A 15245-nucleotide genomic window follows, 5' to 3' on the forward strand; every position below is an offset into this window, starting at 1 on the left:
TTCATTATCAACAATGATGGAATTTTGATTTTATGATAATCATCATGATTTTAATTGATGGATTTTTTGATAATTTTTTATCAAGTCGAGAGGTGGCGCGGTCCGCCCGATAACCGTCTCCGCTGGAGACGGAGCCGGAAATTTACATATTTTCTTTGGTGATGATATCGAAAGGCTGAGGGAGTGAAATCACCTCGCTATGGGGGCGTGAAGCGGCGTCCGCCATGGCGCGCAGCGTAACGGCGGCAAACTCATCCAGCCGGTGGTTAAGCATGATGTCGATGGTGCCATCGATCAGGGCCAGTTCACTGTCGCTGAGCGGACCGTGGCAGACCAGAGCGATCTCCTGCTGACGGCCGCTGTCGCGCAGCGCGTCGACGATCCCTTCGACGCCGCCGCAGGGGGCGTAGATCGCCTGCAGGGCCGGGTACTGAGTCAGCATCTGTTCCGTCACGGTCCTGGCGATATCCGCCCGTTCATGACTGCGAACCGGCTCAAGGATCTGTTGCCCCTTGCCCTGTTCTCGCAGGCAGGAGCGAAAGCTGATCTCACAGCTTTCCTGGCAGGTAAAACGATTATCGCCAATGATAATGCCAATTTCGCCATTCCCCCGGCATAAGCGCTCGATAAACCAGGCGGCTGTGCGCCCGGCTTTATGATTATCGAGGCCGATATACCCGCTGCGCTGGGGGACCGACAGATCGGAAAGCAGGGTGAACACGCGCACGCCGCGGGCGGCGGCCCGGGCCACCGCGTGGCGAATCAGCGGGTGATCCAGCGCCACCAGGCCGAGCACCTCCACTTCATCGCTGAGTCGGTGAATGGCCTGAGCCATCGCTTCCACCGCATCGATGGCAAAATGCAGTATCACCGGCGCCTGGCCCGCCGGTAGCCATGGGGCAGCCTCGCGCGTCAGCGCCCGGGCCAACGGCAGGTAGAAGGAGTGGCTCTCCTGCAGCAGGATAAAGCCCATTCTGATCGTGACCGGCGCTTTGCCGGCAGCCAGGCGATAGTGGGGCTGCTCGAGGGTAAAACCCAGCCGGCGGGCGGCCTCCAGCACGCGCCGCGCCGTGGACTCTTTCACCGCCGCGCGCTTATTGAGCACCCGGTCGACGGTGGCTACGCCGACGCGCGCTTCACGCGCAATGTCGGCAAGGGTGATTTTAGTGGCGATTTTTTTCAAGGTAATTGTCGCTATGAATGAGCGTAATGATAGAAACTATCACGGTTAGCCTGGGCAGAAAAGCGACTCTCTGCCCGCCCTGGCCTATGCCGCTGCGCCTGCCGGGTAACCCCTGTTGGCGATGCACACTCTGTGATCAAAAGCGACTACCCGTTCTGGCATTGCTGCTATGCTGTTGAAATAAAATTATTATTAAAGGCAGCATCGCTTCTGTTGGTTAAACTGCGCGCAAAGTCACCCTCAGAGGGCTTTACTGGGCGCATAACCGACTATACTTGGCGCGCTCGCGCGTAATTGCGGTTTCTCGGTGTCTATTTTGCTTTCACTTTAAACCAGCGTTGGGGCTGCACAGCGTTAAGTGCCGTTCCGCGCCGGCAGTGGGTCGGTTTGGGGCCTGTATGTTATTAAAAGAGCTGGCTGTTTTTGAGGTCTTAAGCACCCCGATATGGGTAGTTCATCCTTTTAACGAAAGGGTGGTCTATGCCAATCAGGCTTCCCGGACATTGAGCGGCGAGATGTCGCTCAATGAGATGCGTAACGGTATTTATTCCACCTGTCCGGAAACGCAACTGCAGCACTACCTTCGCTATCTCGACACCATGAGCGAGATATTCGAAGTCTGGACGTTACCCACCGCCAATGGGTTGCAGTCGGTGTATTGCAAAACCACCCTGATTGATACCGAAGACTGTGGTTGCTTGCTGCTGTTTGAAGCCGTGAAGCTGCTGGCGCAAAATCAGTCGATTCATACCGGCTCCCGCCGCTACCAGCGGCGTAACAATGGCTTTTTCGCTCGCTTTTTTATGACCAATACCGCGCCGATGCTGTTGATCGACCCTCATAAAGATGGCCGGATTGTCGATGCCAATATTGCCGCGCTACGTTTTTATCATTATTCCGATGAGGAAATGCGCACCAAACATACCTGGCAAATAAATACCCTGGGCCGGGACGTCATCCCCATTATGAATAATATTGCCAGTCTGCCTGGCGGTCATAAACCGCTTAATTTTACGCATATTCTGGCTGACGGCTCGCTACGTCATGTCCAAACTTATGCCGGGCCGGTGGTGCTGTATAATATTCGACTGATGCTATGCATCATTCACGATATCACCGAAGAAGTGCATCTGAAAAAAGAGCTGGAATTTTCCGCCGCCCACGATCCGTTAACCGGCTTGCTTAATCGCCGGGAGTTTCACCGTCTGGTTGAGGCGCCAACTTTTATCCCCCGGGGTTATTGTCTGCTGTTAATCGATATCGATCATTTCAAGAGCATTAATGATATTCACGGCCATCAAAAAGGCGATGAGGTCCTGCTGGTGCTCTCTCGTATTCTGGAAACGTCGGTCGACCGCGAAGATAAAATTTATCGCTGGGGTGGAGAAGAGTTTCTGCTTTTTTTGCCCCGTTCGCCGATCGGCCGCGCGCTGATACTGGCGGAGGGGATCCGCCAGGCGGTTAGCGAATACCAGACGCTGTCGGTGACCGTCAGCATCGGCGTGGCTGAACATCATGACGGCGAAACGGTTGATCAACTGTTTTCCCGCGTCGATAAAGCGCTGTATGCGGCAAAAAATGACGGGCGTAATCGGGTGACGCGCATGCCTTTTGACAGCTCTGAGCGACGGCGCAGTAGAGATGGCGCCGCCTGAATAAGCCCCCGCCTGTAGTGGGTTAGCCTGCGTTAAGGTGGCAAACAAGGTATGGTGCGTTTTCTCGTTCTTTTCAGGAAGTGGGACTGGCTGAGGGGTCAGTCCTGACACCACACCCGCTCGCCATTCACCCACGTCTCGCTGATATTGCGTTCATCACCCAGGGTCATCAGCACGAACAGCTGCTCATAAATGTCATGGCAGCGGCCTATGCGCAGGCGCTGCAGCGGGGTGACCGCCGGGTCAATCACCACAAAATCCGCCTCTTTGCCCGGCTGGAAATTGCCAATTTTCTCCTCCAGCCGCAGGGCGCGCGCCCCGCCAAGGGTGGCGTGATAGAAGGCCTCGCTGGCGCGCAGGCGATAGCTCTGCAGTTGTCCTACCTTGTAGGCCTCGCCCAGCGTCCGCAGCATGCTGAAGGTGGTCCCGGCTCCGACGTCGCTGCCGATGCCCATCCGCACCTGGTGCTGCCAGCAGGCGGGCAGGCGGAACAGCCCGCTGCCGAGAAACAGATTCGACGTCGGGCAGAAGGCGACGGCGGACCCGGTGTCATGCAGGCACTGCCACTCGGCATCATCGAGATGGATCCCATGAGCGAAGACGCTGCGTTCGCCAGTGAGCTGATAGTGATGATAGACATCCAGATAGCGCGCATGCTCAGGCCACAGCTGTTTAACCCAGGCGATCTCCTCCCGGTTTTCACTGAGATGCGTCTGCAGCCAGGTGTCGGGAAACTCGGCCCGCAGGCGCTGCACCGCCTCCAGCAACCCCGGGGTTGAGGTGGGGGCAAAGCGCGGGGTGATGGCATAGCCCAGCCTGCCGCGCTGATGCCAGCGGCGGATCAACGCCCGGGTCTGCTCGTAGCTCTCCCCGGCGGTTTCGCACAGGTAGTCGGGCACATGGCGATCCATCATCACTTTCCCGGCGATCAGGCGCATATTCAGACGCAGCGCTTCGCTGAATAACGCCTCCACCGAGGCCGGATGCAGGGTACAAAACACCAGCGCGGTGGTGGTGCCATGGCTTATCAGCTGATTTACAAAAAACTGCGCTATCTCCTGGGCATACTCCGCATCGGCAAACTGGCTCTCCACCGGGAAGGTGTAGGTGGTGAGCCACTCAAGCAGCTGTTCGCCAAAGGCGCCGATCATCTCGGTCTGCGGATAGTGAACGTGGGCATCAACGAACCCCGGCAGCAGCAGCTTACCCCTCAGATCGACATAGCCCTTCAGCGGATGCAGAAAGGCTTCCCCCTGCTGCCATGGCAGCAGGGCGATAATTTTCCCCTCCTGCAGGAACAACAGGCCATCATCGAGATATCGGGCCTGGGCGGCCACCTCATCCGGGGTCTCCGCCACGCCGGCGATATCAAAAAATGCACCGCGCACCGCGGTCTGGTAATCCATCATCGAACCTGCCTTCTCTTAACGCTCTGGGAATAGTGATAAACAGCAAGATTGGTGCCAGTTTGCAGCCTGCCGCGGCCAGACGCCGCGGCAGAAGGGGAAGGTTACTCTTTTTGCGCCACCGCGCCGGAGCGGAAGGCGGCTTTCGCCTGCACTTCACGCTCGTCGCGAGCCAGCCAGCGGTAGGCGGTGGCGCCGAGAAAGACGCCGATAAACCAGCTGAAGTTCGCCACTTCATGCAGGGCCGGAATAAAGCTGATAATCAGCCCAAGGCCCACCGACGGCAGCAGGGCGGCAATCGCTTTCGGGTTAAAGCCGTTGCGGTACCAGTATTTACCCTGCGGCGTATCGTCAAACAGATCGTCCACTGACACCCGGCCGCGTTTGATCAGGTAGAAGTCGGCGATCAGGATGCCAAACAGCGGGCCAATAAAGGCGCCCAGCACGTCGAGGGTATAGTGGATCAGCTCCGGCGAGTTAAACAGGTTCCACGGCGTCAGGAGTATCGAGCCCACCGCGGCAATCATCCCGCCGGTACGGAAGCTGATTTTCTGCGGCGCGCAGTTGGAAAAATCGAAGGCCGGCGAGACGAAGTTAGCCACGATATTGATGCCGATGGTGGCGGTGATCATGGTCAGCAGGCCGATGGCCACCGCCAGATCGTTACCCACGCGGCTGACGGTTTCGATCGGGTCGGTGATCATTTTGCCGAACAGCGACTGGGTGCCGGAGACAATCACCACGGTCACCACCGAGAATAGCAGGAAGTTAAACGGCAGTCCCCAGCGGTTACCGCGGCGGATCTCGCCCATGCTTTTGCCGTAGCGGGAAAAGTCACCGAAGTTAAGCAGCGGCCCGGAGAAGTAGGAGACCACCAGCGCCGTGGCGGTGATCATCTGCCAGGTCTGCTCGCCGGCGCTCAGGGATTTGCTGGCGAGGGTAAAGGAGATACCGTCCAGACCAGTCTTGTATACAATCCAGCCGGCCAGCGCCAGCATCACCACATAAACCGCCGGACCGGCGATATCGATAAAGCGTTTGATGGCGTTCATGCCATGCCAGAACACCATCGCCTGCAGCAGCCACATAGTGGCGAAGCACAGCCAGCCTAGGGGCGACAGCCCAAGAAAGCTGCTGCTGGTCAGCGAGGCAAGGGAGGGCCAGAACTTGAGCAGGACCAGCATCAGGGCATTCGCCGCCAGATAGGTCTGAATGCCGTACCAGGCAAAGGCGATCAGCCCGCGGATCACCGCCGGGATATTGGCGCCGAAAACGCCAAACGCCTGACGACAAATCACCGCGTAAGGCACCCCGGCCATCTGGCTCGGCTTCGCCACCAGGTTGGCGCACAGCTGGACAATACAGATGCCCACCAGCAGGCAGAGCAGAACCTGCCAGCTGGCCAGCCCAAGCGTAAAGAAGCTCGCCGCCACTACGTAGCCGCCCATGCTGTGCACGTCCGACATCCAGAATGAAAAGATATTGTACCAGCTCCAGTTCTGGTCGCGGGTCGGCGCCAGATCGTCATTACATAGCCGCGGACTGTAGCCGGCGGCCGCCTTGTGAGTCTTCGTCTGCTGCGTGTGGGATGAATGTGGCATGAAACCTGCTCCTCTGAATGAAAACCCTTTGATATGGATTGCTGAGGCTATTGCAGGATCCAGGCCAGAATGATGAATCTTGTATACAAAAATTAAATTTTATGTATACGATCTGCCATCGATAAGTGAAACCGGAGTGGGTTAATGAATAATGAACATCGTCTCCAGGCCGCGCCAGCGCTGCAGGACAAGGACGAAAGCATTTACCAGGCGCTGATGACGGCTATCGTCGAACATCAGCTGCCGCCGGGCAGCAAACTGCCGGAAGAGGCGCTGGCGGAGGTGTTCGCCGTGAGCCGCACCGGCATCAGAAAGGTGCTGCAACGACTCGCCGCTGTGCAACTGGTCACGTTGACGCCCAAACGTGGTGCACACGTCACCAGCCCGAGCGTGGAAGAGTCCCAGGCGATCTTTCGCACCCGGGCGCTGCTCGAGGTCGCCAATCTCCCCGATGTGATCGCGCGCTGTCAGCCGCCGCATCTGGCGGCGCTGGAGAACATTATTCAGCGTGAACAGCAGGCCCATGCGGCGCACGACGGCCCGGCGGCGATCCGCCACTCCGCTGACTTTCATATTCAGCTGCAGGCTATCTCCGGCAACCCGGTGCTCACCGAGATGGTGACCCGCCTCAGCCAGCGCTCCTCTTTAGTGATTGCCGCCTGGGGCGCCCCTTGGCGACAGGGCTGCCGTTGCGACGATCACCAGCAGCTGGTCGGTTTGCTGCGGGATAAAGCCCTGCAGCCGCTCAGCGAGGCGCTGATGCACCATTTTGATCATATTGTCGCCAGCCTGTGCTTCGAGCGCGATGGCGTCAGCCTGCCCGATTTTTCCCGGCTGTTCGCCGGCCACAAGGAGTCGTGATGTCTTCCGTTCGTATACAAGTGATTAACCCCAACACCAGCCTGGCGATGACTGAAACGATAGGCGCCGCTGCGCGTGCGGTCGCTGCACCGGGCACCGAGATCCTTGCGGTCTGTCCCCGCGCCGGGGTGCCGTCAATTGAGGGCCACTTTGACGAAGCCATCGCGGCGGTCGGCGTGCTGGAGCAGATCAGGGCCGGACGCGAGCAGGGGGTGGATGGGCATGTGATCGCCTGCTTCGGCGACCCGGGGCTGCTGGCGGCGCGGGAGCTGGCCCAGGGGCCGGTGATCGGTATCGCGGAGGCGGCAATGCATATGGCGACGATGGTCGCCACCCGTTTCTCCATTGTGACCACGCTGCCGCGCACGCTGATCATCGCCCGTCATTTGCTGCACCAGTACGGATTTCATCAACACTGCGCGGCGCTGCACGCCATTGACTTGCCGGTGCTGGCGCTGGAAGACGGCAGTGGCCTGGCGCAGGAGAAAGTGCGTGAGCGCTGCATTCGCGCTCTGAAAGAGGATGGCAGCGGGGCGATTGTTCTTGGCTGCGGCGGGATGGCGACCCTGGCGCAGGAGCTGACCCGCGAGCTGCGGGTGCCGGTGATCGATGGCGTCAGCGCGGCGGTGAAGATGGTGGAGTCGCTGGTCGCGCTGGGCCTGGCGACCAGCAAGCATGGGGACTTAGCGTTCCCGGAGAAAAAAGCGTTAAGCGGACAGTTTCAGTCGTTAAATCCATTTTAAAAGGGGCAGGAGATGGGAGAGAACCAGGAACACTATCCTCGCGATCTGCGAGGTTATGCAGGGGAGCCGCCGCACGCGCGCTGGCCGGGCGGGGCGCGGATCGCGGTGCAGTTTGTCCTCAACTATGAGGAAGGCGCGGAGAATCACGTCCTGCATGGCGATGCGGGTTCGGAACAGTTCCTGTCCGATATTATCGGCGCCGCCAGCTACCCGGCGCGCCATATGTCGATGGATTCACTCTATGAGTACGGCAGCCGGGCAGGGTTCTGGCGCATCCATCGCGAGTTCAGCCAGCGCGGGCTGCCGTTGACGGTCTTCGGCGTGGCGATGGCGCTGGCGCGGCATCCGGAGATTGTGGCGGCGATCAAGGCTGCGGATTACGATGTGGTCAGCCACGGCTGGCGCTGGATCCACTATCAGCACATGGATATTGCCGAGGAGCGCGAGCATCTGCAAAAAGCGGTGCAGGTACTGACCGACCTGTTCGGCAAACCGCCCACCGGCTGGTATACCGGCCGCGACAGCCCTAACACCCGCCAGCTGGTGGTGGAGCACGGCGGCTTTGATTACGACAGCGATTATTACGGCGATGATTTACCTTTCTGGAGCGAAGTGGCCTGCAGCGACGGCAGCCAGCGGCCGCACCTGATCGTGCCTTATACCCTCGACGCCAACGACATGCGCTTCGCCACCGCCCAGGGATTCAACACCGCGGAGCAGTTTTATACCTATCTGAAAGACAGCTTTGACGTGCTATACGCCGAGGGTGAAACCGCACCGAAGATGATGTCCGTGGGGATGCACTGCCGACTGCTTGGGCGTCCAGGCCGTTTCCGCGCGCTGCAGCGTTTCCTTGATTATATCCAGCAGCACGACAAGGTGTGGGTCTGCACCCGGCAGCAGATTGCCGACCACTGGCGCGAAACCCATCCGTATCGCGGGTAGCTTGTTGCCCCTGATCCTGGCCCTCTCTTCAGGGAGAGGGCTCCGCCCGGTCGCGTCTGTTACACCGGTTTACCAGAATGTAATTTGATTATTGAATAAGCATGGCGAGGAGTACCAGGCACAGCAGCAGCACATAGATGCGCGCATACCATACATCAGGTACCGCAGGGATTGCCCGGCGGCTAAACACTATCCCGGCCCAGCCGGTCAGGACGAGCAGGCCTAAAATTTTCAGGCTGATAAACCCCAGAAATCCGCTCAGCGGAATGCTGTGCCAGCCAATGACGGCATAGGTCACAGCCCCGCATAGCGCCACGGGCAAAGAAAGCGGGTTGGATGCGCTAACGCACTCCTGCATTGCATACCCGTGTCGCCGTAGCAGGGGCACCGTCATGACGCTGCCGCCCACGCCCAGCAATGCGGCGATCGTACCGATAATCACACCGCCGCCGGTGACCACTGGCAGGGACAGGCGACGCCGAGCGCTGCCCGTGAAAAAACCCTTGCGCAACAAACAATCGCTGATGGTTGCCAGCATATAGAGAATAAACAGCGCGCGAACAATATTCTCGCTCAATATCCCCGCCAGACAGGAGCCCACCACCGCCCCAATGGCAATAAACCATAACAACGGAAACAGCGTCTGCGCGGCAAGCCTGCCCGCCCGCCAGTTTCGATAGCTGACCCAGCCGGCGTTAAATATCATCACCGCCGTTGAGGTAGCCACTGCGACATGCATGGCGTTGCCCGCGATCGCCGGCTGCCGGAGCATCAGTTGATAGACAAAGGGCACCACCACAAAGCCGCCGCCGAAGCCGAACAGCACCGTGGTAATGCCGGTAGTAAAGCCTGCCAGCGCAATAATAACGATCTCATTCAAGAGAGTATCCCCGACCTGAAAATGAGCGAGCAGCTTATACCGGTCGCGTACTGCTTCCCATTTGCGTAGCGCTCAATTACCTTTGTAAATCGGTCAGAGGGAGGCAGGTGTGCGCAACGTAAAAATTGACGAGTTCGATCGACTCGATCGTGATGTGGTGGCGTTAGGTAATGACTATGCGCAGGGATTTATCCTGCCCCCGCACCAGCATCGTCGCGCACAGCTACTGTATGGCGCGACCGGACTGATGTATGTCACTACGCAAGACGGAGAATGGGTGGTTCCTCCGCAACACGCTGTCTGGATCCCCCCTGAAACCGTGCATGCCGTCAGATTTGCAGGGGTGACCACGCGTAGCTTGTATATTGAGCCAGATTGTGTGGCCGCTTTCATTAAACACCGTCGTTGCGAAGTGATCAGCGTCTCGCCGCTGTTGCGCCAGCTACTGCTTGAGGCTGTGGATTTACCACCGTTGTACGACAGCCCACGCGATCGCACGCTGATACAGTTGATGTTGCTGGAACTGGCCGCCATGCCGGTCCGCGAATTTGACATACCGTTGCCGCAGCATCCGGCGCTGCTGGCGCTTTGTCAGGCTTTTTTGCTTAACCCCTCTATCCATGATCCTGCGGCGCGCTGGGCCAGGGCGCTGTTTATGAGTCCTAGTACCTTTCGCCGCCATTTCCTGAAGCAGCTGGGCCTGTCGTTTTCCGCCTGGCGACAGCGAGCCTGCGTGGTGAGCGCCCTGGCATGGTTGATAGCAGGCAAACCGGTGAACGAAGTGGCATTATCCCTTGGATACGACAATGCGTCCTCTTTCGCCACCATGTTCCGCCGCGTGACCGGGCAGCCGCCGTCGTTTTATCACCCAGCCTGAGGCGTCGGAGAAGGGGACTCCCGCAGCATGTGTCGGAAATGAATGTCGCTTTTATGGCGTTGCTATGCGTTTACGCGGTCATAAGACAGATAATCCAGGAAGGCCTGGCTTCGTTTTCAGGTACCCCTACATTTAGTGGTGGCTACATCCAGGCGGTTTATCTATTCTGCCTGTAACCGTGAGAAGACCGGAGTCTCTCTTTGTGAACCATCTTATCGTTGAAAAAATCATCATCATCATTCTTCTCATCCTGTGGGGATTCGATACCTTCAGAACCAGGAAAAGAAAACGCTATGATCCCGCGATTGAAGCGGCTGATGCCAGCGAACGTTATCAATGGCGCTATCTGAGATGGGGATTTCGAATCATACAGGTGGTAGCGGGAGTGTATATCGTCGTGCAGCTGATTCAGGTTTTACTGAGATAGAGGCATGGGCAGAGTTGCTTTTCGCGTCGACAAGGGGAAGCATTCGCTCTGTGCCAGAGCAGACGTTAACGTCGATAACTACGTCACTTCTGAAGCTGAACATAACCATTATCAGCTACACTTGTTCCTGTTTTTCGTCGAGAGCTGAGAACTTGCCTGCATATCAAAGGAGGGTTTTTAGATGATAACATTTCAAATAACGGCTTATGTGACCCTGCAATGATGCAAGTGATACTGGTTCGACACGCGGAAACAGAATGGAATGTAAAAAATATTATTCAGGGACACAGTGATAGCGCATTGACGCTTCGTGGGGAGCGTCAAACATCAGCTTTATTGGCAGCGTTTGCAGAGAGTGATTACCGGGTAGAATGTGTTTACGCGTCTCCACTTGGCCGGGCCTGGCAAATGGGACAGCGCCTGGCTGAGCGTTTTTATTGTTCACTGATAGCTGAACCGGCTCTGAAAGAACAGGCTTTTGGTCAGTTTGAAGGCATGACAACCGTAGCGCTGCTGCAAAATAATCCGGACGCCGCAGAAGCATTATTCACCCTGGATGCAGAGTATTGTCCGCCAGGGGGGGAGTCTCTCTCAGATGCTTCGCAGCGAATGATACATTTTTTATCCAGTCTGGAAAAAAAACATCATCATCGAACAATATGTATTGTGTCTCACGGGCAGGTCATTCAGGGCGTGCTTGCGACATTAAAAAGTGGATCTGTGGATGATTTTCACCGCTATGCACAACCCAATGCGAGTTACGCCGTTTTCGAGCTGATTAATGGAAGCTGTACCGTTCTAAGCTGGGGGATCGCGACACATTTACGTCACCTGGATTAGCCGTTACCTTGCTGTCATTCAAATCGATGATGATTGAAGTACAACGTCCGCTTCTTGCCCGCATCGAACGGAGGTAACGTAGCGGAAATATGTTTTCGGACTCTACCAGGATGCCTTCCATCGAAACGTTTATGACTTTCCTTCTCGCACTGACGCTTCTGGAGATTTCTCCTGGGCCAGACATGATGCTGACTATCGCCACCAGGAGCGGACGTTCAGATGACTGGGGATCCCCGGTTATATCCTCCCGTTTTTTGACGTCAGAAATTCATAGTTTTATGCCCAGGTTTTGATATTTCAGAGGAACTGGTAACAAAAGCATGTTGAGGTAGAACTTTTTTAAGTAAAAACATATTGGTGTCAGGATCTGGATCTGCGCAATAATCATTCACAACGATAAGGCGGTAATGCAGATCAAAAGCTTGTCCGACTGTGGAAAGCACCACACGACTGGTAGTTACACCCGTAAGAATCAGGTTTTCGATGCCTTGAGCACGAAGGATCATCTCAAGTTCAGTAAACGAGAAAGCTCCGACTCTGCGTTTGACGATGACGACTTCATTTTCTGCTGGAGCAACATCAGGATGAATAGCCGTGCTCTCGTTATCAGCCATAAAAACTCCATTCTCCTTAATCGAAGCGAAGATAGTGTTGTTTTTGCTGACCTCTGGATACCCCTTGCGGAATCCGACGCTGACATAAATGACCGGTACGCCTGCTGTGCGCGTAGCGGCAATCAGCGGAAAGCCGCCTCCGCCTTCTTGAGGCAATCAATTCAAGCAGACGTAGCCTGAGGGCGAGGGGTATTGCGATATCCTAATATAAGTCGCCAGTTTTGATGACAGAACGACAAAAATCCGCTTTTCGCTCACAGCGGATCTTCACCTGCGTTAGCTCGTCCGCTCCTCCCTTAAAGCTGCCCTTTACGGCAGACTAGTGCCAGGAGCGGATGTTGCATGCCCACAGGAGCGCGATGGAAATGTAGCAGTACAACTTATCCCTATCGTCAAAAAATGGCACTAACTGAAAGATGTCAATCTGCTTCCTCATATATATCTACATTCCCCCCTATTCATTAATAAAGGATGGATGAAGATGCTGAGAGGTAAAAGAGCTGTAATTACCGGTGGTGGCACGGGATTTGGTCAGGCGCTGAGCGTATGGTTAGCGCGAGAAGGCGTCGAGGTGGATTTTTGCGCGAGGCGCGCTGATGACATTCAAAAAACTTGCAGTATCATTACGGCTGAAGGCGGAATGGCGAAAGGGCATCTCTGTGATTTAACCCTCCCTGAATCCCTTTCTCAGTTTTCTTCACAGTTATTAACTTTAGACAAGCCCATAGACATTTTAATCCTCAATGCTGCTCAGTGGCTTTCAGGAACGTTAGACGATCAATCAGACACAGAAATCATAAATACTATCAGTTCAGGCCTGACAGGTTCTATTCTGCTGACTCAGGCATTGCTACCCGGGTTAAGACGTTCAGAAAGTGCGGATATCGTCTCAATTATATCTTCATGTGGGATTCCTAATTTTACAGATTCAATTGCGCACCCCGCTTTTTTTGCCAGTAAACACGGGCTTAGCGGGTTTACAACTAAACTTTCGTACCAGTTGTCTAAAGAAAATATACGTGTGACTGGGTTGTATCCCCCGGATTTCGAGCTGACAGGGTTAGAGGCGTTTGTCGATAGCCAGCCCAAAATGGGGGAACGTCTGATGAATGGGCGTTCAGTCTGGGAAACAATTCGCTTTGTGCTGACTCAACCCCGTAATTGCCATATCAGGAGCATCTACTTTGAAGGCCCAACTCGCGAAAAACTGGCAGTCAGAAGCTGAGTCTGCGACGTTTAACAGTGTAGCCAACGTCCGCTGATCGCTCATATCAGACCTTCAACTCAGATAGCTTGTCCGCTCTGTGCCAGGAGCGGACATTAAAATCAAAACCGATGGCAAGCTCACCGAGCATAACATTATGCTTGCGCTGCTTTGTAACGTGCTTCCAGCTTATGCAGAAAGTCAAAAAGCACTTGGTTCATTTCACTGTAATCGTGCGCCCGGAGCGCTTCAGGCGTGTCAACGAAACGATATTCTGCTGCACGGCTCAGGTCTTTCTCAGAATGAGCGATCAGCCGTTCTACAACGTCCAATGTGAGCTCCATGTGGCACTGGAAACCAAAGACGCGGTCTGAATAGGCAACGATCTGCCGCGGACAGCCTTCGCTGTAAGCAATAATTTTAGCCTCCGGCGTCAAACCTGGCATGTCGTTATGCCAGTGACCCACTGCCAGTGTTTTCCCAAAGTGAGAGAACATCTCATCCTTCCTGCCGTCTTCGGTCAATGTGATCGGGAATTTACCAATCTCTTTTTCCGGGCTATGAGAGAACGGCGCGCCCAGCGCTTCACCGATTAGCTGTGAACCCAGGCAGATACCGATCACCGCCTTACCGGTTTTAACCGCGGAAGCAATCAGCGCCTGTTCCGCTTTAGCATTAAAGTGCGGGCACTCTTCAAGCGTGGTGTCAGGATCTTGCGGACCGCCCATAACGATAAGAAAATCGATGCCTACGGCGTCATCAGGTAGCCGATCGCCTGCATAGACGCGTGAGTAAGTTACATCATGACCCTGGTTTATTGCCCAGGTTTCATATGCGCCCGGGGCTTCAAAACTTTCATGTACGATAAAGTGTACACGCATGAGGTTAAGCTCCTGTAATATCTTTGATGATCAGGATGATAAGTCACGCACCCATTGCCTAAGGCTCTACTCCGGGTGGTTCCAGTTTCGATATGATAATGGCAGGGGCTAAATCTGAAATGCCAGGTAGTATAGATAAAGCGCCAAGACATGATGAAACCACAGGCTGGTCCAGTACTGCGATAAGCTATCAACGCGGCGAGGCAGATCCTCCCCATCATCATGTTGAGGGGCAGCTACTCTTCGCCACCAGAGGGGTTATGCTGGTGCAAACAGAGAGCGACCGTTGGGTGATCCCTCCTCAACGGGCATTATGGCTACCGCCTCTGCATATCCATAGTTATCATCTGCTTTCACAAACCGATCTCAGGGCGATCTATTTCAGCAGTAGCCTTATCGCAGAATGTACGAGCTTTACGAAGAGTCAACAGGTGCATGTGATCACGGCTACGCCCTTAGTCAAAGAGCTTATCGCTGGGCTGTTCAGTGAGGACTACGCCAGACCGAGTCAACGGAAGATAGCGTTGTTGCTTCTGGAAATTCTCAGCGAGGCTCCACCTTTAACGATGGCGCTTCCCATGCCGAATGATGAGCGATTATTCAGCGCTGCCAGATCGCTACTGGTCAATCAGCGCTGGGAAGCATCGCTGAGCGAGCTGGCTTTTATGTCGGCCATGTCGGAACGGACCTTTTCCCGATTGTTTATGAAGGATACAGGCTTTAGTTTTAGAACATGGAAGCAGAGAGCCAGAATTTGCGCTTCGTTGGATCTTCTCGCGAACGGTGTTCCAATCAAACAGGTCGCTTACCAGCTTGGTTTCTCATGCCCGGCGGCCTTTACCGCTGCTTTTCGCTGCATTTTGGGGGCAACGCCACGCGATTTTGTGCCTTAAACCGGGAAACCCTCAAAGCGGTCTTTGAGACTGTCATGGGCATATTACCAGACGCAGAAACCCTGCGAGGGCAGGGGTATCCCGCCTTTGCTGTTGAGAAAGGTAGTTTAATTTGCACCCGACACACTCTCATTGATTAAAGCACGGAGTGGAGATTACTGCGGTCCACAGTTCTGACAAACCGTGAAAGAGAAGGCCTGCATGAAGAAAAAAGGTGTCGCGATGCGTGATGAAA

General features: G+C 55.4%; 14 protein-coding genes and 3 pseudogenes. 11 read left to right on the top strand and 6 right to left on the bottom strand.

Annotated features, from left to right (window positions below):
• Positions 1-142: 142 nt before the first annotated feature.
• Positions 143-1183 (bottom strand): LacI family DNA-binding transcriptional regulator, encoded by a 1041-nt coding sequence (locus AB1E37_RS11940; protein WP_004148452.1) that lies wholly within the window; start codon positions 1181-1183, stop codon positions 143-145.
• 398 nt (positions 1184-1581) lie between these two features.
• Between AB1E37_RS11940 and AB1E37_RS11945 the strand changes: the two genes are divergently transcribed.
• A complete protein-coding gene (locus AB1E37_RS11945; protein WP_032447583.1) occupies positions 1582-2838 on the top strand; it encodes a sensor domain-containing diguanylate cyclase in 1257 nt (418 codons plus the stop codon).
• A gap of 98 nt (positions 2839-2936) precedes the next feature.
• Here AB1E37_RS11945 and guaD read toward each other — a convergent pair whose 3' ends face one another.
• Positions 2937-4247, bottom strand: coding sequence for a guanine deaminase (guaD, locus tag AB1E37_RS11950; protein WP_023301907.1), 1311 nt, complete (start codon positions 4245-4247; stop codon positions 2937-2939).
• A gap of 101 nt (positions 4248-4348) precedes the next feature.
• Positions 4349-5845, bottom strand: a complete 1497-nt coding sequence (locus tag AB1E37_RS11955) for an NCS1 family nucleobase:cation symporter-1 (protein ID WP_021440172.1) — start codon at positions 5843-5845, stop codon at positions 4349-4351.
• A gap of 144 nt (positions 5846-5989) precedes the next feature.
• On the opposite strand from AB1E37_RS11955, the gene AB1E37_RS11960 reads away from it, so the two are divergent.
• The 3 genes and pseudogenes from AB1E37_RS11960 to puuE all read left to right on the top strand — a co-directional run bounded on the left by AB1E37_RS11960 (position 5990) and on the right by puuE (position 8394).
• Positions 5990-6706: a GntR family transcriptional regulator gene (locus tag AB1E37_RS11960; RefSeq protein ID WP_004179987.1), complete on the top strand. Its 717-nt coding sequence runs from the start codon at positions 5990-5992 to the stop codon at positions 6704-6706.
• Positions 6706-7577, top strand: a pseudogene (gene hpxA, locus AB1E37_RS11965) (allantoin racemase). Before AB1E37_RS11960 ends, hpxA begins: the two are co-directional and overlap by 1 nt.
• The gene (gene puuE, locus AB1E37_RS11970) at positions 7462-8394 is read left to right on the top strand and encodes an allantoinase PuuE (RefSeq protein WP_004179983.1); all 933 of its coding nucleotides are present in this window, start codon (positions 7462-7464) and stop codon (positions 8392-8394) included. The pseudogene hpxA and the gene puuE overlap by 116 nt, the downstream one beginning before the upstream one ends.
• A gap of 88 nt (positions 8395-8482) precedes the next feature.
• On the opposite strand, the gene AB1E37_RS11975 is transcribed toward puuE, so the two are convergent.
• On the bottom strand, positions 8483-9274 hold the full coding sequence (locus tag AB1E37_RS11975; protein WP_004184144.1) for a sulfite exporter TauE/SafE family protein: 792 nt from the start codon (positions 9272-9274) through the stop codon (positions 8483-8485).
• Positions 9275-9383: 109 nt separating this feature from the next.
• Here AB1E37_RS11975 and AB1E37_RS11980 point away from each other — a divergent pair, with 109 nt between their 5' ends.
• The 4 genes and pseudogenes from AB1E37_RS11980 to AB1E37_RS11995 form a co-directional block, all read left to right on the top strand.
• On the top strand, positions 9384-10151 hold the full coding sequence (locus AB1E37_RS11980; RefSeq protein WP_004189983.1) for a helix-turn-helix domain-containing protein: 768 nt from the start codon (positions 9384-9386) through the stop codon (positions 10149-10151).
• A 202-nt stretch (positions 10152-10353) separates the two neighbouring features.
• On the top strand, positions 10354-10578 hold the full coding sequence (locus tag AB1E37_RS11985) for a hypothetical protein (RefSeq protein ID WP_004176101.1): 225 nt from the start codon (positions 10354-10356) through the stop codon (positions 10576-10578).
• 219 nt (positions 10579-10797) lie between these two features.
• Positions 10798-11418, top strand: a complete 621-nt coding sequence (locus AB1E37_RS11990; protein ID WP_004189986.1) for a histidine phosphatase family protein — start codon at positions 10798-10800, stop codon at positions 11416-11418.
• A gap of 110 nt (positions 11419-11528) precedes the next feature.
• Positions 11529-11618, top strand: a pseudogene (locus tag AB1E37_RS11995) (LysE family translocator); the annotation flags it as partial.
• A 60-nt stretch (positions 11619-11678) separates the two neighbouring features.
• On the opposite strand, the gene AB1E37_RS12000 reads toward AB1E37_RS11995, so the two are convergent.
• Complete coding sequence (locus AB1E37_RS12000) at positions 11679-12188, bottom strand: isochorismatase family cysteine hydrolase (RefSeq protein ID WP_032447581.1); 510 nt, start codon at positions 12186-12188, stop codon at positions 11679-11681.
• A 325-nt stretch (positions 12189-12513) separates the two neighbouring features.
• Here AB1E37_RS12000 and AB1E37_RS12005 point away from each other — a divergent pair.
• Positions 12514-13047: pseudogene (locus tag AB1E37_RS12005) on the top strand (SDR family NAD(P)-dependent oxidoreductase); the annotation flags it as partial.
• 6 nt (positions 13048-13053) lie between these two features.
• Positions 13054-13257 (top strand): hypothetical protein, encoded by a 204-nt coding sequence (locus AB1E37_RS12010; RefSeq protein WP_165453462.1) that lies wholly within the window; start codon positions 13054-13056, stop codon positions 13255-13257.
• Between the two features lie 134 nt (positions 13258-13391).
• On the opposite strand, the gene AB1E37_RS12015 is transcribed toward AB1E37_RS12010, so the two are convergent.
• A complete protein-coding gene (locus AB1E37_RS12015; protein WP_032447580.1) occupies positions 13392-14117 on the bottom strand; it encodes a type 1 glutamine amidotransferase in 726 nt (241 codons plus the stop codon).
• Between the two features lie 92 nt (positions 14118-14209).
• Here AB1E37_RS12015 and AB1E37_RS12020 point away from each other — a divergent pair, with 92 nt between their 5' ends.
• Positions 14210-15010 (top strand): helix-turn-helix domain-containing protein, encoded by an 801-nt coding sequence (locus AB1E37_RS12020; protein WP_024622652.1) that lies wholly within the window; start codon positions 14210-14212, stop codon positions 15008-15010.
• The last annotated feature ends 235 nt before the right edge of the window (positions 15011-15245 follow it).

It is taken from the genome of Klebsiella sp. Shm-1, assembly GCF_040804525.1.
GTDB classification, from domain to species: domain Bacteria; phylum Pseudomonadota; class Gammaproteobacteria; order Enterobacterales; family Enterobacteriaceae; genus Klebsiella; species Klebsiella pneumoniae.